The following is a 16,992-nucleotide window of genomic DNA, read 5'->3' as shown; positions in this document are numbered from 1 at the left end:
GGAGTTTGCGCCTCCCCAACCAAGGCGGCGATGTGATCTCGACTCGGAGCGGGCGCAGTGTTTAGTTAGCAGACGAACGAATGGTTCGGCGGATGCGCGCTCGGCTGCAAAAATTCTTACCGGTTGTCCTGCTCGCTTTGGCGATGCAGGTGCTGGCGCCGATCGCCGCCTGCTGGGCGGCCGGCCAGGCCGTTGCCGATCCGCTTGGCGCGGGGGTCATCTGCCACAGCGTCAGCGAGCAGGGTACACCCAACGACCAGAACGGAGCGCCGACCGCGCATGCCGGTGCCTGCGCGCTGTGTTGCCTGGCGCAGGCCAACGCATCCTTCGATTCGCCGCCGCACGCGACGCTCTCCGTTCCCTTGCGCCACGCCGCGCGAGTGGTGTGGCATGAGGCGGATGCGTCCGCTCTCGCCGCCCATAAAGGCTCAAGCGCTCAGGCGCGGGGGCCTCCCCACTTCTCCTGACGACCTCTCGTGATCGCCTTGGTTCACCCGTTGGCGATTGATGCTGTCGAATGGCCGGAAAGAAAGCCGGCGTCAGGAATGTCCCCATGTTACCTCGTCATGCCCGCTGCGGCGTGAGCCTCGTTGCCGTTCAGGCCGCGCTGCTTGCCTCGTCGAGCGGCGTTTTCGCCCAGAGCAGCCCCAGAGAACTGCCTGCGGTGACCGTCGATGCGCCCGCGACGGTGAAACCCAAGCCGCGCAAGCCGGCCATGCAAACCGCAGGCGCCAGGAGGAATTCGGCAAAGCCGGTGGCCGAACAGCCGGCTTCGGTGGCTGCAACCAATGAGCAGGGTGCGGGCAGCGCCCGTGCGTCGCTCGATCAGCCGGCGGCGGTGGCCCGCTATCAACTGCCGCAGCGGTCCTTCAGCATCACGGCAAAGCAGGTCGACGAGACCATCAACCTCAAGGACCCCGAGGACGCCGTCAAATATATGCCGAGCCTGTTCGTGCGGAAGCGCAATGACGGCGACAATCAGGCGGTGCTCGCGACGCGAAGCTGGGGCCTGAACTCGAGTGCGCGGACGCTGATCTATTATGACGATCTGCTGATTTCGGCGCTGATCGGCAACAACAACTCCGGCGCTTCGCCGAAATGGAATCTGATCTCGCCCGAAGCGATCGGGCGGGTCGATTTCCTCAACGGTCCGTTCGCGGCCGCCTATCCCGGCAATTCCATCGGCGGCGTTCTGCTGATCACGTCCAAGATGCCGGACAAGCCCTTTGCGGTGGCCAAGGAAACCGTCTCGGTGATGCCGTGGAATCAATACGGCACCAAGGACACCTATGTCACCAGCCAGACGAGCGCTGCTGCAGGCAATCGCGACGGCAAGCTGTCCTGGCTCGTCAGCGCCAATCATCTCGACAGTTATCAGCAGCCGCTGACGTACACGACCAATGCGACGTTCCCGGCTGGCACGACAGGCGGCTTTGCCGCGCTCAACAAGACGGGCGGCGCTGCCAACGTCGTTGGCACCGGCACGTTGGCGCATTCGCAGCAGACCTCCGGCAATCTGCGGCTCGCCTACGACATTACGCCGCTCGTGCAGGCGACGTATTCGCTCGGCATCTGGAACAATCACCAGACCTCCGACCCGCAGACCTATCTCAGATCGACCGCAACGGGCTTGCCGACGTTCGGCGGCATCGGCAGCTTTGCGAGCAGCAAGTACACCTGGGATCAGCTCCATATGAGCAACGCTGTCTCGCTTAAGAGCGATACCAAGGGCGTGTTCGACTTCGATCTTGCGGCCTCGAGTTACAACTATCTCGAGGATACCCTGGTCAATCCCTTTACGGTGGTGGCGCCGCCGGGCCTTGGCTATTCGTTGAACGGTAAGGTGACGCGGATGGACGGCACCAACTGGCAGAACGCTGACGCCAAGGGCATCTGGCGTCCGTTCGGAATCGATGGTCCGCACGAGATCAGTTTTGGCCTGCACGGCGACCGCTACCGGCTTGAAAACCCGGTCTATGCCTCGACCGTCTGGTTCAATGCGCCCTCGACCGGCAACGGCCAGCTCTATTCGACCGGTGTTGGCGAGACGCGCACCGAAGCTCTCTGGGTACAGGATGCCTGGAAGATCACGCCAATGGTCAAGTTGACGCTCGGTGGACGGCTGGAGAGCTGGCAGGCGGTCGAGGGTTTCAATCTCAACACCACGACGACCAGCGCCGGCGTCATCACGTCCGCGGTGCCGACGTGGCAGCCGGGCCTGTCCTCGACCAATTTCTCGCCGAAGGCATCGTTGTCGTTCGATCCCAACAAGGACTGGAATGTCACCGCGAATTTCGGTGAGGCCTACCGTTATCCGACGGTGACCGAGCTCTACCAGAACATCAGCGTCGGCGGTGTCACCTATCTCGCTAATCCGCTGCTGTCGCCAGAGCAGGATTTCACCGGCGAGCTCAATCTCGAGCGGCGCTGGGTCGATGGGCGGGTGCGGCTCACCGTGTTCGGCGAGCGGACCAACAATGCGCTTATCTCGCAATCAACCACGGTGACGGACGCGAGCGGGGCGCAATCGGTGCAGACGGCGGTTGGCAACGTCGCGGCGATCCGAATGCAGGGCGTCGAATTGTCGGCTGATAAGGACAATGTGCTGGTAAGCGGACTGCAAGTCTTCGGCAGCGTCACTTACGTCGATTCCAGAATCATCTCTGATCCGAACTGGAAGGGCCCGACCAGCGTCGTCGGCAAGCGCGTACCTTTCGTTCCTGACTGGCGCGCCAAGTTCGGCGTCACCTATCGGCCGAATGATAGCTGGGCCTATACGGTTGCGGCGCGCTACAGCGGCAAGCAGTATTCGACGTTGGATAATTCGGATATCATCCCGCACGTCTACGGCGCCTTCGATAACTTTTTCGTTGTGGACTTGAAGATCCACTACAACGCGACGAAGAATTTCGCGTTCGACTTTGGCATCGATAATCTCTTCAACGAGCAATACATCCTGTTCCATCCGTTCCCGGGACGAACTTTCGTTCTCGCCGGCAAGTACACGTTCTGACGGGTGGTAGACTCTGAATGGCGACAAGAAAGGCAATCGATATGAACAAACTCTCACGCATCTTCACGCTTGCGGCGTTCTCGGCCGTTGTCATCGCGGCTCCCGTCCGCGCCGACGACGTCAAGGCGGGCGATCTCGTGATCTCCCAGGCCTGGAGCCGGGCGACGCCTGGCGGCGCAAAGGTCGCTGGCGGCTTCCTGACCATCGAGAACAAGGGCTCGGCGCCCGACAAGCTCGTCGCAGTGACCGCCGAGATCGCCGGGAAGACCGAGGTCCACGAGATGGCGATGGACAATGGCGTGATGAAGATGCGCCCGCTGGACAAGGGGCTCGTCATCGAGCCCGGCAAGACCGTGAAGCTCGCGCCGGGCGGCTATCACCTGATGCTCCAGGATCTCAAGGGCGCGTTCAAGGAGGGCGAGAAGGTGCCGGTCACGCTGGAGTTCGAGAAGGCCGGCAAGGTCGTGGTGTCGCTCGACGTCCAGGGTGTCGGTGCGCAGGCGCCTGGCGGCGGCGGAAGCATGATGATGAAGAAAATGCCCGATCATTCGGGAATGAAGATGTGATGAAGCTGATCAAGTCCCAGATGACCCTGCGTCGAACCATCACGAGCCTGGTGCTCGGAGCGGCTGTATTGTTGTCGGCCGCGGCAACACCCGTTGCGGCTGACGACGACAGTTTCTTTACCCATCTGCATACCGAGAAGGCGATGGCCAATGTTACGGTCTCGCCCGGTCGCGCCGGTCCGGTCGAGATTGCCATCCAACTCGAAACGACGGACGAGGCGCCGCTCACGGCAAAGGCCGTGTCGGTGACACTGGTGGACACGCAGACGGGTCGGAAGCTCACGCCGGTCGAAGCTAGGCGCGACGGCGAGGACGGCTGGCGCGTGAAGGTCGCGCAATTGACGCCGGGGCGCTGGATGCTGGGCCTCGGAATTGCGATCTCCGAGGCAGATCATGTCAACGTGGAATCACCGATCCTGATCAAGTGACGGTGTCGAAGAGGCTAAACATGTCGAAGCGAATCTGGCTGATCGTGATGGCTGCGCTTGCCGCATCGCCTGCGGCCGCACACGTCTATCTCGAAGGCAAGCAGGCCACGGTCGGTGCGTCCTACAAGGCCGTGTTCGCCGTGCCGCACGGCTGCTCCGGCTCGCCGACGGTCAAGATCCGTGTGCAGATTCCGGAAGGCGTCATCGCCGTGAAGCCGATGCCGAAGGCCGGCTGGAACGTCGATGTCGTCGAGGGGCAGTATGCCAGCGCCTACGACTATCACGGCAACAAGCTGACTTCGGGCGTGAAGGAAGTGGTCTGGTCCGGCGGCAAGTTGCTGGACCAGAATTACGACGAGTTCGTCGTCAGCAGCTTCCTCACCGACAGCTTGAAGCCTGACACCACGCTGTATTTCCCGGTGGTGCAGGAATGCGAGAAAGGCGTCAGCCGCTGGATCGAAATTCCGGCCGAAGGGGCCGCGCGTTCGCACGAGGACAAGTCGCCGGCGCCAGGCGTGAAGCTTCTGCCCAAGCCGTAATGCGTCGTCTCGCTGCGCTCGCGATGCTGTTCGTCGTCGCCGGCACTTCGACCGGCGCGTTGGCGCATGCGGCGCTGATCTCGGTCGAGCCGGCGAGTGGCAGCATCCTGGCGAGCGCGCCAAAGGCGGTGGAGCTGCGCTTCAACGAGGCGGTGACCCCCGGTGCGATCCAGCTGATCGATGGCGCGGGGAGGGCTCGCGACGACGCAACCGTCACGACATCAGGCGAGGGCGTTTCGATCACGATGCCGCCGGACCTGCCGCAGGGCACCGCAGTCGTGAGCTACCGGGTAATCTCGCAGGACGGTCATCCCGTCGCGGGATCGGTGATCTTCTCGGTCGGCAGGCCGACGGCGACGCAGCCTCCGGCCAATGAGGATGGCCGGTTGAACGCGCTGATCTGGCTGTCGCGGATCGGTCTCTATATCGGACTGTTTGTCGGTGTAGGCGGCGTATTCTTTGCCCGCTGGATCTCGTGGTCGATGACGGGCATGAGCGTGCCCCGCGCGGCGCTCCTTGTTGGCCTCCCGAGTGCAATTGTCTCTCTCGGTGCGCTTGGGCTCGATCTCCTCGGTCTGCCGCCAGCATCGATCACGACGGGGGCCCCCTGGAAAATCGCGTTCGCGACCAGCGCTGGCCCCGCCTTGCTCGTCGCCATCGCGGCGATGCTGCTCGCGTTGATGGCGCTGGGCCGCGCGTGGTATGCGCGCGCTCTTGCGGTCATTGCGTTCACCGGCGTCGGGCTTTCGCTTGCCATCACCGGGCACGCGGCAACGGCGTCGCCCGAGGTGTTAACGCGGCCGGCGATCTTTCTCCATGGCCTCGCCGTTGCCTTCTGGATCGGCGCGCTGGCACCGCTCGCGGCGCTGCTGTCGAAGCCGACGCCGGCGGTGCTGCCGCTCTTGAACCGCTTCTCGCGCATCGCCATGCCGGTGGTCGCAGCGCTGGCGCTGACCGGATTGACGCTTGCGGTCATCCAGCTGGAAAAGTTTTCTGCGCTGGTCGAGACCAGCTATGGGCTCATTCTCTCGGTCAAGCTGGCGCTGGTCTTGTCCCTGCTGGCGCTCGCCGGGCTCAATCGCACTCGGCTGACGCCGGCGCTGGCGAAAGGCCAGGGTGCGGCGGTTGCGCTCAAGCGTTCGATCCTGCTCGAATGTGGGGCCGCGCTCGGTATCTTCGCCGTCGTCGCCGGCTGGCGCTTCACGCCGCCGCCGCGGACTATCGTTCCGGAGACGCCGCTGGCAATCCACATCCACACCGACAAAGCCATGTTCCAGGTGCTGGTGTCGCCGGGCAAGGCCGGCGTTGACGATTTCGTGCTCCAGCTCATGACCGGCGAGGCGACGCCGCTGAAGGCCAAGGAGGCTACTCTGACGCTTAGCCTGCCCGAGCGCGACATCGAACCGATGGAGCGCGACGCCAAGCTCGGGCCTGACGGCTATTGGCACGTCCGCAAGGTCGAGCTGCCCTTCGCCGGCCGCTGGCATGTGCGGATCGACGCGCTGGTGACCGATTTCGAGAAGATCACGCTCGAGGACGATCTCGAGGTCGCACCGCCTTAAGGCGAACACGGTTCATGTCGAACCTGAAGGCAACGGAAAAATGACAGGAATTCCGCCGCGTTAGCGGCTTTTCCTCATTCCCGGCCTTGTGTTTTCGCTCCCAATCCGGTTTCACTGCGGGCCATCACTGATTCCCAGAGTATTCCCATGCGGTTGTCGCGGTTCTTTCTGCCCATTCTGAAGGAAAATCCGAAAGAGGCGGAGATCGTCTCGCATCGGCTGATGCTCCGCGCCGGCATGATCCGGCAGGAGGCGGCCGGCATCTATGCCTGGCTGCCGCTGGGCTTCCGGGTGCTGAAGAAGATCGAGCAGATCGTGCGCGAGGAGCAGGACCGTTCCGGCGCGCTGGAACTGTTGATGCCGACGCTCCAGCTCGCCGACCTCTGGCGCGAGAGCGGCCGCTATGATGCCTACGGCCCGGAGATGCTGCGCATCGCCGATCGCCACAAGCGCGAGCTGCTGTACGGGCCGACCAACGAGGAAATGATCACCGAGATCTTCCGCGCTTACGTGAAGTCCTACAAGAACCTGCCGCTGAATCTCTATCATATCCAATGGAAATTCCGCGACGAGCAGCGTCCGCGCTTCGGCGTGATGCGCGGCCGCGAGTTCCTGATGAAGGATGCCTATTCCTTCGATCTCAACGAGGCCGCCGCGCGCGTCGCCTACAACAAGATGTTCGTCGCCTATTTGCGCACCTTTGCGCGGATGGGGCTGAAGGCGATCCCGATGCGCGCCGAGACCGGCCCGATCGGCGGCGACCTCAGCCACGAATTCATCGTGCTCGCCGAAACCGGCGAATCCGGCGTGTTCATCAATCGCGACGTGCTGGACCTGCCGGTGCCCGGCGAGGATGTCGACTATGAGGGCGACCTGACCCCGATCATCAAGCAGTGGACCTCGGTCTATGCCGCGACGGAGGACGTTCATGATCCCGCGCGGTTCGAGCAGGAAGTGCCAGCGGACAAGCGCGTGAATACCCGCGGCATCGAGGTTGGCCAGATCTTCTATTTCGGCACGAAATATTCCGAGCCGATGAAGGCGATGGTGGCGGGCCCGGACGGCGTGGACGTGCCGATCCATGGCGGCTCCTACGGCGTCGGCGTCTCGCGCCTGTTGGGCGCCATCATCGAGGCCTGCCATGATGATGCCGGCATCAAATGGCCGGAGGCGGTGGCGCCGTTCCGCGTGTCGATCCTCAATCTGAAGCAGGGCGATGCCGCGGTCGATGCGGCCTGCGAAAAGCTCTATGCCGAGCTCCAGGCCAAGGGCGTCGACGTGCTCTATGACGACACCGACCAGCGCGCCGGTGCCAAATTCGCCGCCGCCGACCTGATTGGCATCCCCTGGCAGATCATGATCGGGCCGAAGGGGCTGGCTGACGGCAAGATCGAGCTCAAGCGCCGCGCCGACGGCTCACGCGAGAATCTGTCTCCGGCGGACGTGGTCGCGCGCCTGGTCGGCTGAATATTGTTCATCGCCCGATATCCCGGCCGCCAATCCGGCCACAATTGACCCCGAATCATGGGATTATCGAGCGATGGATGAAACCATGACCGAAACCGTTCAAACTGCGCCGTTCGCACCCTTCGAGTGGATGCTGTCGGCCCGCTATCTGCGGGCGCGGCGCAAGGAGGGATTCATTTCGGTCATCGCCGGGTTCTCCTTCCTCGGCATCATGCTCGGCGTGGCCACGCTGATCATCGTGATGGCGGTGATGAACGGCTTCCGCAAAGAGCTGCTCGACAAGATCCTGGGGCTGAACGGCCACATTCTGGTCCAGCCGCTGGAATCGCCGCTGACCGACTGGAAGGACGTCGCCGAGCGCATCAGCCAGGTCCAGGGCATCCGGCTCGCTGCCCCCGTTGTCGACGGCCAGGCGCTGGCGTCCTCGCCCTGGAACGCCTCGGGCGTGCTGGTGCGCGGCATCCGCTCCGACGACCTGAACAACCTCACCTCGATCGCCAAGAACATCAAGCAGGGCTCGCTCGAGGGCTTTGACGACGGGCAGGGCGTCGCGATCGGCCGGCGGCTCGCCGACCAGTTGTCGCTGCATGCGGGTGACAGCGTGACCTTGGTGGCGCCGAAGGGCGCGGTGACGCCGATGGGCACCACGCCGCGCATCAAGCCCTACAAGATCGTCGCGGTGTTCGAGATCGGCATGTCCGAATACGATCTCGGCTTCGTCTTCATGCCGCTCGCCGAAGCGCAGGCCTATTTCAACCGCAGCAGCGATGTCACCTCGATCGAGGTGTTCACCACCAATCCCGACAAGATCGACGCCTTCCGCAAGTCGGTGACGGAGGCCGCGGGCCGGCCGGTGTTCCTGGTCGACTGGCGGCAGCGCAACTCGACGTTCTTCAACGCGCTCCAGGTCGAGCGCAACGTGATGTTCCTGATCCTGACCATGATCGTGCTGGTCGCGGCGCTGAACATCGTCTCCGGCCTGATCATGCTGGTGAAGGACAAGGGCAGTGACATCGCGATCCTGCGCACGATGGGGGCTTCGCAAGGCTCGATCATGCGGATCTTCCTGATCACGGGCGCCTCCATCGGCGTGGTCGGCACGCTGGTCGGTTTCTTCGTCGGCCTTGTGATCTGCCTCAACATCGAATCCATCCGGCAATTCCTGTCCTGGCTGACCTCTACCGAGCTGTTCTCGCCGGAGCTCTATTTCCTGTCGAAACTGCCCGCCGAGATCGACGTCGGCGAGACCACGGCCGTCGTCATCATGGCGCTGACGCTGTCGTTCCTGGCGACGCTCTACCCGTCGTGGCGCGCCGCGCGCCTCGATCCGGTCGAAGCGCTGCGGTACGAGTGAGGGGCTGATGGAGCAGCAGCAGGGGGCGGAAGATGTACCGGTCATCTATCTCCACGAGATAAAACGGCAGTACCTGCAGGGCGAGGCGGCGCTGACGATTCTGGACAACGCCAAGCTCGCGCTGTGGGCGGGCCAGTCGGTCGCGCTAGTCGCGCCGTCGGGCTCGGGCAAGTCGACGCTGCTGCACATCGCCGGCCTGCTCGAGGCGCCCGATTCCGGCGAGGTCTATGTCAACGGCGCGCCGACCTCGCAACTGCCCGACATCGAGCGCACCCAGCTGCGGCGCACCGATATCGGCTTCGTCTACCAGTCGCACCGGCTGCTGCCGGAGTTCTCGGCGCTCGAGAACGTGATGATGCCGCAGATGATCCGCGGCCTGAAGAAGTCCGAGAGCGTCAAGCGCGCCAAGGAGATCCTCGGCTATCTCGGTCTCGGCGACCGCATCACCCATCGTCCGGCGGAGCTGTCGGGCGGTGAGCAGCAGCGTGTCGCGATTGCGCGCGCGGTCGCCAATGCGCCGCGCGTGCTGTTCGCCGACGAGCCGACCGGCAATCTCGATCCGCACACCGCCGACCACGTGTTCCAGGCGCTGATGCAGCTGGTCAAGGCGACCAAGGTCTCGATGCTGATCGCGACCCACAATATGGAACTCGCCGGCCGGATGGACCGGCGCGTGTCGCTGTCGAACGGCCAAGTGGTCGAGCTCGAATAACAAAACGTGAAAACAACCCCATGCACAGTAGCCCGCGGCCCGGTCGCGGGCTCAAAGGTGTTTTCGTATTTTGCGAATCGATTTGACCCGTCGGGCAAAACAGTGAGATGATGCCATCGTCGCGGCATGGGCCTTGCGGGAGTTCCACCTCGATCGGAACGCCGCCCCAACCGCCGCGCCTCCCACAACCGCTCGCCGCGTGGTTCGACGCGCAACCCCGGCGGCGCTGACGGAGCTGCCGGCCTTCCCACTCCGGCGAGCTAGTGTTGCTTGTTTCGGTTCTTGCTAGCGCCTCGCAATTTCGGCGCCGTGTCCGTCGCAGTCGCACTGGCGATTTGCCGCATCTGGATGCAGGTGAGAAGATCGACATAGCTCGGACTTCCTTCGCCTGTCGCTTCGCCCAGGCAACTGTCGCGAACGGGCCCTGGGGTCGCCGTCCAGAGCGTCTGGAGTTGCTGCCGCGCGTCCGTTTCGTCGCGCATGCAGTCGGCAAAACTCTGGGATTCCGAGAGACCCATCGCCTTGTCGGTCGCGGTGGTGGCTTGGCACTGCGCTTCGACCTTCAGTTCGGGGACGCGATCGGAAACGGGTATCACGAACAATTGGCTTCCGAGAAACGCTGCAGATAATGCCGCAATCTTCATCTCAACCTCCTTCAAGTACTGGCAATTGAACTGCTTCGCCGCACCGAAAGGCGCCGCGTCAGAACTGACCTGGTTGAGCCGGCGGAGCGGGCCAATCGGACCGCAGGTTATTCCTGCTGTTGCGATCGAATAGGTCTTGCCGGCAGATGAAGCTGCTCTTGCAGCCACCGGCGAAGACGATCGCATTCGGTGACACTACGGCCCGCACCGGTTGGGCACTTTGCAGCGCGGCACTCTTGGAATAGCGGACGGAGAGCGATGGCACCACCTCGGGCGTGCCCGCGTCAATCGTCATCTGCGGCGCAGCTGTCTGGGCGGTTGCAGTGCCGGTTATTGCGAAAGCCGCAGCGGCAAGCGTGAGGACGCGCGATGCATTGAAGAACACTAACACTCTCCTGCATTCGGTAAACGTCGTTTGCAGGGAGCCACAGTGTTCCGGGCGAGTGTTGATTCAGATCAACCAGCGCTCCGCCTGCTGCAGTGCGGGGCCGGGCCGGTTCATTGTTCGAAGAACCAAAATCTTCGGTTCGAGCGGGAAGTCGCGCATCATCAATCGTCGCGGCTTGCTGGAAGCCGGTTATTTTGTGATCACGTGCTTCGTCGGCGTGACCGCTGGCGGAGGCGCGGGCGGCGAGATTGCAAATGTCACCCAGGCGTTCCAGCCCGCTGGTCGGGCTTCGGCAGCAAATTCCCCATAGGCCTTGAAGTTGAGATAGCCCTGCATGTCACCGACCGGAAAAATGAACCCGATCTGCGGGCCGATACCAGCCACCTGCGAGCGGAAACAACCGACGCGATCGCCAGAGCCACTATCGCAGCCGAGCTGCTTGTAGACGTAGCCGACCAAACCGACCTGGACCTGCTTGCTAAGGAATTGCGAGGCGCCCCAGTCGAAGTGCATGTCGACGCCGCTTTGATACTTCGTGTCCGGGTTCTCGAAATTGTAGGTGAAGTCGAGCACGCCGGAGAACTCATGTCCGGTCTGCGGATTGAAATAGGTATAGCCACCGCCCGCATCGATCGTGCCGTGCCCGACCCCGAGATTGGCAAGGCGTCCCGACTGGTAAGCCCCGACCGGGATGTCGCCCGTGATGTAGGTCATGTAGTTGTTGACGCCGGCATTCCAGCGCAGGGCGAACTGCGGGATCACATCGCCGAATCTGGTGATGGAGTCGCTGATGGAATCGGAACGTGAAAATGGGATTGAACCGAGGGGTGTCGATAGGCTGCGGATTGCTGTGCTCAGGAACGGTTTGCAGATGCATCCCAACGATCGCGATATGCTTTCCGCGGCGCTCACGCTGAGTCGCGAGAGAGGGGATTCCGCATCTGCCGTCGGCTACGCCGAACAGCTCTCACGCCTGATGCAGGGCAATCGCGAGATCGAAGACCTCATCAAGCAGCTCAAGCAATAGGGAGCTGCGACAAAGGCCGCGGCGTGGCTAGTTTCGCACCGCATAAGGCGGCGTCCTGAGCAGGTCGCGACTTTCCTTGATCCAGGTCAACGCCTGTAAGCACCGGTAGCGACGATTGTCTCGGGTGTCAGTGCGCGCCGAGATAGGCCGCTTGTATGCTCTCGTCCGACATGAGGTTGGCACCACTGCCTTGATCGACGATCGTACCGCTCTTCAGCACGTAGCCGCGGTCGGCGATTGCCAAGGCCATATGGGCGTTTTGCTCCACAAGCAGGATCGTGACCCCGCTTTTGTTGATCGTCTCGATGATATCGAAGATGCGCTCGACGAAGAGCGGCGAAAGTCCCATCGATGGCTCGTCGAGCAGGAGTATCCGTGGGCGCTGCATCAGCGCGCGGGCCACAGCGAGCATTTGCTGTTCACCTCCCGACAGCGTACCGCCGAACTGCTTGCGTCGCTCGGCAAGGCGCGGGAACAGCTCGAGCATCTCGGCCATTCGGCTGGCGATATCGGCCTTCGAGTTGACCGTGAAGGCGCCCATTTCGAGGTTCTCGATCACGGTCAGATCGGCAAAGATGCGACGCCGCTCCGGGACGTGGGCGAGTCCAAGGCGCACGACGTCATGCGGCGGAACCGATCCGAGGGAGCGTCCGTCCAACAGGACCTCGCCGGAGCGGATGGGCAGCAGGCGCGAGATCGCACCGAGGGCTGTCGTCTTTCCAGCGCCGTTGCTGCCGATGAGCGTGACGATTTCGCCCTCGTTCACGATCACCGACAGATCGCGGATCGCGTGGATTGCTCCGTAGAACACGTCGATATTCTTGACCTCAAGCAGAGGCCGGCCGGCCGATCCCGATGCATTCGTCATGACGTCTTTCCGCTCTCCGATGTGGCCGTGCGCGCCGCAACGCCGCGTCCGAGATAGGCTTCGATCACCTTGGGATGCGTCCTGATATCGTCTGCTCCGCCTTCAGCGATCTTGCTGCCGTAGTCGAGGACGACGATGTGATCGGAAACGGTCATGACCAGCCGCATGTCGTGCTCGATCAGCACGACAGCTATGCCGAGGTCCGAGCGGATCCGCAGGATCAGCGCCTTGGCGTCCTCCGTTTCCTGCGGATTCATCCCGGCCGACGGCTCGTCGAGCAGCAGGAGCTTCGGTCTCGTGGCGAGGGCGCGAGCGATTTCAAGGCGGCGCTGCTCGCCATATGCAAGACTGCCGGCGGGCACGTCCGCCTTGTCGGCAAGGCCGACGAACCCAAGCAGTTGAATGGCGTCCGCAATCGCGGAATGCTCCTCATTTGCATAGGCGCGCGTGCGGAACAGGGCGCCCCAATAGCCCGAACGCATATGCATCGATCTCGCGACGACGACATTTTCGAGGGCCGTCATTCCCGCGAACAGGCGGATATTCTGAAACGTCCGCGCAAGGCCTGCGGCTGCGACTTGATCGGGCCGGAGGCCGACGAGGTCAACGCCGTCGAGCAGCGCCACGCCAACGTCCGGCCGGTAGATCCCGGTGATCAGATTGAAGAACGTGGTCTTGCCGGCTCCGTTCGGCCCGATCACCGAGATGATCGACCCGCGCGCGACTTTGAGCGTGACGTTATCGACCGCGGTCAGGCCGCCGAACGACTTGCGCAGGTTCGTCACATCCAGGAGCAGATTGCTGGTCACGAGGCTCTCCCGGCGTCTCTCGCTGAAATGGGACGCCGTTCGGCAGGGACCAGCCCGCGCGGCCGGTACAGCATCATGGCGATGAGAATGAGACCGAAGATCAGCCGTTCGTATTTGGAGGGTTCGAACTGCGTCGGCAGGTTGGCGAAGGACCAGCCGAAAATCTCAAATCCGGTCGCGCGCAGGTGGTTTAATCCGGCCGAAAGCGACTTGAGGATCTGCAGGTTGAGGATCGTGACGAGCCCGGCCCCCATCATCACGCCACGTATCGAGCCGAGCCCACCCAGCACGATCATTGCGAGAATGCCGATCGACTGATTGAAATCAAAACTTTCGGGGCTGACGAAGGTCTGCTTCGCGGCAAAGAGGACGCCCATCGTCCCCGCGAAGGCCGCTCCGGTCGCAAAGGCGATCAGCTTGGTCCTGACCAGCGGAACGCCCATGGCCTGCGCGGCGATCTCATCCTCGCGGATCGCGACCCACGAGCGTCCGATACTGGAGCTGTCCAGTCTGCGATTGGCGAGCACGGCCACGAGCACCAGCGCGAGCACGACGGCGTAATAAATCAGCGCCTGCCATCTGAAGGCGGGCACCGCCGTGTCGGTTGCGAGAACGCGAGCGGCCTCCGTGAGCGGTTGCGCGATCCCGGCGATCCCTTGCGGGCCGTTGGTGATGTTTACGGGCTTGTCGAGGTTGTTGGCGAGAACGCGGATGACCTCGCCGAAGCCCAACGTGACGATGGCGAGATAGTCGCCTTTCAGCCTCAGCACCGGCAATCCGAGCAACGCGCCGGCGCCAGCCGCGACAAAGATGGCGACGATCACGATGACGAAGAACGCATCACCTTGCAGCGGGAATCCCGCGCCGAGCAACGCGGCTCCGTGCGGAGAACTGACAATGGCCCAGAGGTAGGCGCCGACCGCGAAGAATGCGACGAATCCGAGGTCCAACAGACCGGCGAAGCCCACCACGATATTCAGCCCCAGCGCCAGGACCGCAAAGATGCCGACCTGAATGGCGACGTCGAGATAGAAGGTGTTGCGCATTCCGATGACGGGCAGGGCACACAGCAACACGAACGCGAGCACGAGCCCACCGACGCGCGGATCGGTCTTGTCGAAGTCGCTCGCCAGGAAGAGCGGGACAAGCAACGCGACGAACGCCACCGTGTCCATCAGGCCGTTGCCCGTGAAGACGAAAATACACAGCAGGGTCACGACCAGCGTATAGGCAATCAGCCACGCAGATCTGGAAAACGGGCGGCTGACCATGAACTACACCTTTTCCGTGGAGGGACGCCCGAGCAGGCCGGTAGGCTTGAAGATCAGGATGAGAATGAGGATGCCGAAGGCGAAGATGTCCTTGTATTCGGTGCCTATGGCGTTGTTCGTCAGGATGGGAACGAATGTCCCGATCAACATCTCGATCAAGCCGAGGACGATGCCGCCGACCATGGCGCCGGGAATTGACCCGATGCCGCCAAGGACCGCCGCGGTGAACGCTTTCAGGCCAGGAATGAATCCCGAGAACGGATCCACGCGTCCGAACTGTAGCGCGTAGAGCGTTCCCGCGACGCCGGCGAGCGCGCCGCCGATGACAAACGTCAGCATGACGATGCGGTTGACGTCGATGCCCATCAGGCTGGCCGCCATGCGGTCGGTTGCGACCGCGCGGATCGCCTTGCCAAGCCGGGTATGGGTGACGGTATATCGGAGCCCTGCCAGCATCGCTCCGGCGACGATCAGGATGACGAGCGATTTCATCGGAACGCTGTCATTGGGCGTCAGCGGCAGCGGAATATCGAAGAACGGCATCGACGGGAACGGCCGGATGAACTGGCCGAACAGGCTTTCGACGAACCGCACGGCGTCCTGCAGGAAAAGGCTGATGCCGATGGCAGTGATCAGCGGAGCCAGCTTTGGTGCATTCGAACGCCGCAAGGGCCGGTAGGCGACGCGCTCCGCCAGGCCCGCGAGTGCGGCTGAGACCGCGGCCGCGACGATCATGGCGAGCACCAATTGTACGACGGGGTGGAGCGGGGAGCCGGCCAGAACATAGGTGAGCAGTTCGACCGCGACGACGGCGCCCACCATGAAGATCTCGGAGTGGGCAAAATTGATCAGGCCGAGGACGCCGTAGACCATCGTGTAACCAAGCGCGATGGTGGCATAGAGCAAACCGAGGATGAGTCCATCCGCCAGCGTCGATGGAAGCAATTCGAGGACCAGCTGAAAGGACATGTCGCGGCTTTCCGAAGGCGCAATCGGCGAGGGCGCCCGGTGTGAGGCAGGGATCGGGGTTATCGGGCCGCGGAGCTGAGGGGCGCCGCGGCCGCCATGAAGCGCAACCGCAGCGGTTCAGGACCCGCCGGGGGCTGCGACGTCGATGACCTTGACGATCTTGTTGGCGTCAGCCGACTTGCCGGCTTCGATCACGACGTATTTCGCACTCGCGATGTCACCGCGATTGTTGAAGGCGACCGGGCCGGTGACACCGTCGAACTTGACCTCGCGAACCGCCGCTGCCACCGCCGCGCGGGTGGGCATCGCGCCACCCTTGGCCTTGGCTGCGGCGACGATCGCCTCGATGACCACGCGTGCGCTGTCGTATCCGTAGGCAGAGTAGACCTCCGGATCCTTGTTGAACTTGGCCTTGTAGGCCTGCGCGAAGGCGGCTGCGGCCGGCATTTGCGAGAGCGGCAACGCCGTCGTCGTAAAATAGGCGTTGGTCATGTTCTCGGGCCCGGCGATTTTCTGCAGATCGCCGCTGTCCAGGCCATCGCCACCAAGGAAGGCGGCCTTCAGGCCCTTTTGCCGCATCTGCTTGATGATCAGACCGCCTTGGGGGTAGGTGCCGCCGTAGTAGACGAGATCGGGCTGGTCGACGCGGGCGCGATTGAGGATCGACGAGAAGTCGGTCTCGTTCTGGTCCATGCCGGTGGACAGGATGACGTTGGCGCCGCTCTTCCGGATCGCCGCTTCAAAGGTCTGGGCGATGCCGGAGCCATAGGCGGACTTGTCGTTGATGATGTAGACTTTCTTTGCCTTCAACGTATCGGTCGCGAAATTGGCGCCTGCCGGCCCTTGAACGTCGTCGCGGCCGCAGATGCGGTTCGCGATGGCGCGCGTCGTCTCGCGATCGGTAATCGCCGGGTTCGTGTTGGCCGGCGAGACCATCGCGAGATTGTCCTTGGCGTAGACTTCCGAGGATGGAATCGCCACGCCGGAATTGTAGTGGCCGACCACGCCGAGCACGGCGGGGTCGTTGAGGATCCGGTTGGCGTTGGCAACGCCGACGTTCGGCGTGGCCTGATCGTCCTCCGGCTGCAGCGAGAGCTGGAAGCCCATGTCGGTCAGTTGCTTGGCGAACTGGGCGACGGCCAGCTGGGCGCCAAGCATGATGCCTTCGCCGGCGACAGATTGCTGTCCCGAGAGAGGCGACTGCGTGACGATCTTGATTGCACCTTTGTCTTGAGCGGTCGCTGCGCAGGAAAGCAGCATCAGGCCGGTGGTGGCCGCAGCCAGAGTCTTCATCAATGTCATGGTGACTTCCCCCTTCTCGAGAGCGCCCGATCGGCTCACCCAGATCGGAACAAACACGCCTGGGAAGGGATCA

At 63.0% G+C, this 16,992-nt stretch carries 16 protein-coding genes and 1 pseudogene; 10 read left to right on the top strand and 7 right to left on the bottom strand.

Features of this window, described 5'->3' with window-relative positions:
* Positions 1-80: 80 nt before the first annotated feature.
* The 9 genes from NLM31_RS24680 to NLM31_RS24640 all read left to right on the top strand — a co-directional run bounded on the left by NLM31_RS24680 (position 81) and on the right by NLM31_RS24640 (position 9,641).
* Positions 81-467, top strand: coding sequence for a DUF2946 family protein (locus NLM31_RS24680; RefSeq protein ID WP_254131841.1), 387 nt, complete (start codon positions 81-83; stop codon positions 465-467).
* 86 nt (positions 468-553) lie between these two features.
* The gene (locus tag NLM31_RS24675; protein ID WP_254193966.1) at positions 554-3,013 is read left to right on the top strand and encodes a TonB-dependent receptor; all 2,460 of its coding nucleotides are present in this window, start codon (positions 554-556) and stop codon (positions 3,011-3,013) included.
* A 41-nt stretch (positions 3,014-3,054) separates the two neighbouring features.
* Positions 3,055-3,579: a copper chaperone PCu(A)C gene (locus NLM31_RS24670; protein WP_254131839.1), complete on the top strand. Its 525-nt coding sequence runs from the start codon at positions 3,055-3,057 to the stop codon at positions 3,577-3,579.
* Complete coding sequence (locus NLM31_RS24665; protein ID WP_254193965.1) at positions 3,579-4,007, top strand: DUF5060 domain-containing protein; 429 nt, start codon at positions 3,579-3,581, stop codon at positions 4,005-4,007. The genes NLM31_RS24670 and NLM31_RS24665 overlap by 1 nt, the downstream gene beginning before the upstream one ends.
* Before the next feature lie 20 nt (positions 4,008-4,027).
* The gene (locus tag NLM31_RS24660; protein ID WP_254193964.1) at positions 4,028-4,546 is read left to right on the top strand and encodes a YcnI family protein; all 519 of its coding nucleotides are present in this window, start codon (positions 4,028-4,030) and stop codon (positions 4,544-4,546) included.
* Positions 4,546-6,108: a CopD family protein gene (locus tag NLM31_RS24655; protein ID WP_254193963.1), complete on the top strand. Its 1,563-nt coding sequence runs from the start codon at positions 4,546-4,548 to the stop codon at positions 6,106-6,108. The genes NLM31_RS24660 and NLM31_RS24655 overlap by 1 nt, the downstream gene beginning before the upstream one ends.
* A 147-nt stretch (positions 6,109-6,255) precedes the next feature.
* Positions 6,256-7,575 carry a proline--tRNA ligase gene (gene proS, locus NLM31_RS24650; protein ID WP_254193962.1) on the top strand — a complete coding sequence of 440 codons (1,320 nt, stop codon included), beginning with the start codon at positions 6,256-6,258 and terminating at the stop codon, positions 7,573-7,575.
* A gap of 73 nt (positions 7,576-7,648) precedes the next feature.
* The gene (locus NLM31_RS24645) at positions 7,649-8,929 is read left to right on the top strand and encodes a lipoprotein-releasing ABC transporter permease subunit (protein WP_200467568.1); all 1,281 of its coding nucleotides are present in this window, start codon (positions 7,649-7,651) and stop codon (positions 8,927-8,929) included.
* A 7-nt stretch (positions 8,930-8,936) separates the two neighbouring features.
* Positions 8,937-9,641: an ABC transporter ATP-binding protein gene (locus NLM31_RS24640; RefSeq protein ID WP_254131834.1), complete on the top strand. Its 705-nt coding sequence runs from the start codon at positions 8,937-8,939 to the stop codon at positions 9,639-9,641.
* 260 nt (positions 9,642-9,901) lie between these two features.
* Here the strand turns inward: NLM31_RS24640 and NLM31_RS24630 are convergent, their stop codons facing one another.
* Both NLM31_RS24630 and NLM31_RS24625 read right to left on the bottom strand, forming a co-directional pair.
* Positions 9,902-10,285 carry a hypothetical protein gene (locus tag NLM31_RS24630; protein WP_254193961.1) on the bottom strand — a complete coding sequence of 128 codons (384 nt, stop codon included), beginning with the start codon at positions 10,283-10,285 and terminating at the stop codon, positions 9,902-9,904.
* A 577-nt stretch (positions 10,286-10,862) separates the two neighbouring features.
* Positions 10,863-11,513 (bottom strand): annotated as a pseudogene (locus tag NLM31_RS24625) (transporter); the annotation flags it as partial.
* Here NLM31_RS24625 and NLM31_RS24620 point away from each other — a divergent pair.
* Positions 11,464-11,700, top strand: a complete 237-nt coding sequence (locus NLM31_RS24620; RefSeq protein ID WP_254135575.1) for a hypothetical protein — start codon at positions 11,464-11,466, stop codon at positions 11,698-11,700. The pseudogene NLM31_RS24625 and the gene NLM31_RS24620 sit on opposite strands and share 50 nt — an antisense overlap.
* Positions 11,701-11,827: 127 nt before the next feature.
* On the opposite strand, the gene NLM31_RS24615 is transcribed toward NLM31_RS24620, so the two are convergent.
* From NLM31_RS24615 to NLM31_RS24595, 5 genes are all read right to left on the bottom strand, one after another.
* Entirely contained in the window at positions 11,828-12,568 is a 741-nt protein-coding gene (locus NLM31_RS24615) for an ABC transporter ATP-binding protein (protein ID WP_254193960.1), read from the bottom strand.
* Complete coding sequence (locus NLM31_RS24610; protein WP_254131830.1) at positions 12,565-13,377, bottom strand: ABC transporter ATP-binding protein; 813 nt, start codon at positions 13,375-13,377, stop codon at positions 12,565-12,567. The genes NLM31_RS24615 and NLM31_RS24610 overlap by 4 nt, the downstream gene beginning before the upstream one ends.
* Complete coding sequence (locus NLM31_RS24605; protein ID WP_254193959.1) at positions 13,374-14,648, bottom strand: branched-chain amino acid ABC transporter permease; 1,275 nt, start codon at positions 14,646-14,648, stop codon at positions 13,374-13,376. The genes NLM31_RS24610 and NLM31_RS24605 overlap by 4 nt, the downstream gene beginning before the upstream one ends.
* Before the next feature lie 3 nt (positions 14,649-14,651).
* Positions 14,652-15,617, bottom strand: coding sequence for a branched-chain amino acid ABC transporter permease (locus NLM31_RS24600; RefSeq protein WP_254193958.1), 966 nt, complete (start codon positions 15,615-15,617; stop codon positions 14,652-14,654).
* A 117-nt stretch (positions 15,618-15,734) separates the two neighbouring features.
* Positions 15,735-16,919: a branched-chain amino acid ABC transporter substrate-binding protein gene (locus NLM31_RS24595; protein WP_254193957.1), complete on the bottom strand. Its 1,185-nt coding sequence runs from the start codon at positions 16,917-16,919 to the stop codon at positions 15,735-15,737.
* Positions 16,920-16,992: the final 73 nt, after the last annotated feature.

The organism is Bradyrhizobium sp. CCGUVB4N, assembly GCF_024199945.1.
Classification (GTDB): domain Bacteria; phylum Pseudomonadota; class Alphaproteobacteria; order Rhizobiales; family Xanthobacteraceae; genus Bradyrhizobium.
This window is presented reverse-complemented; position numbering and strand designations above follow the sequence as displayed.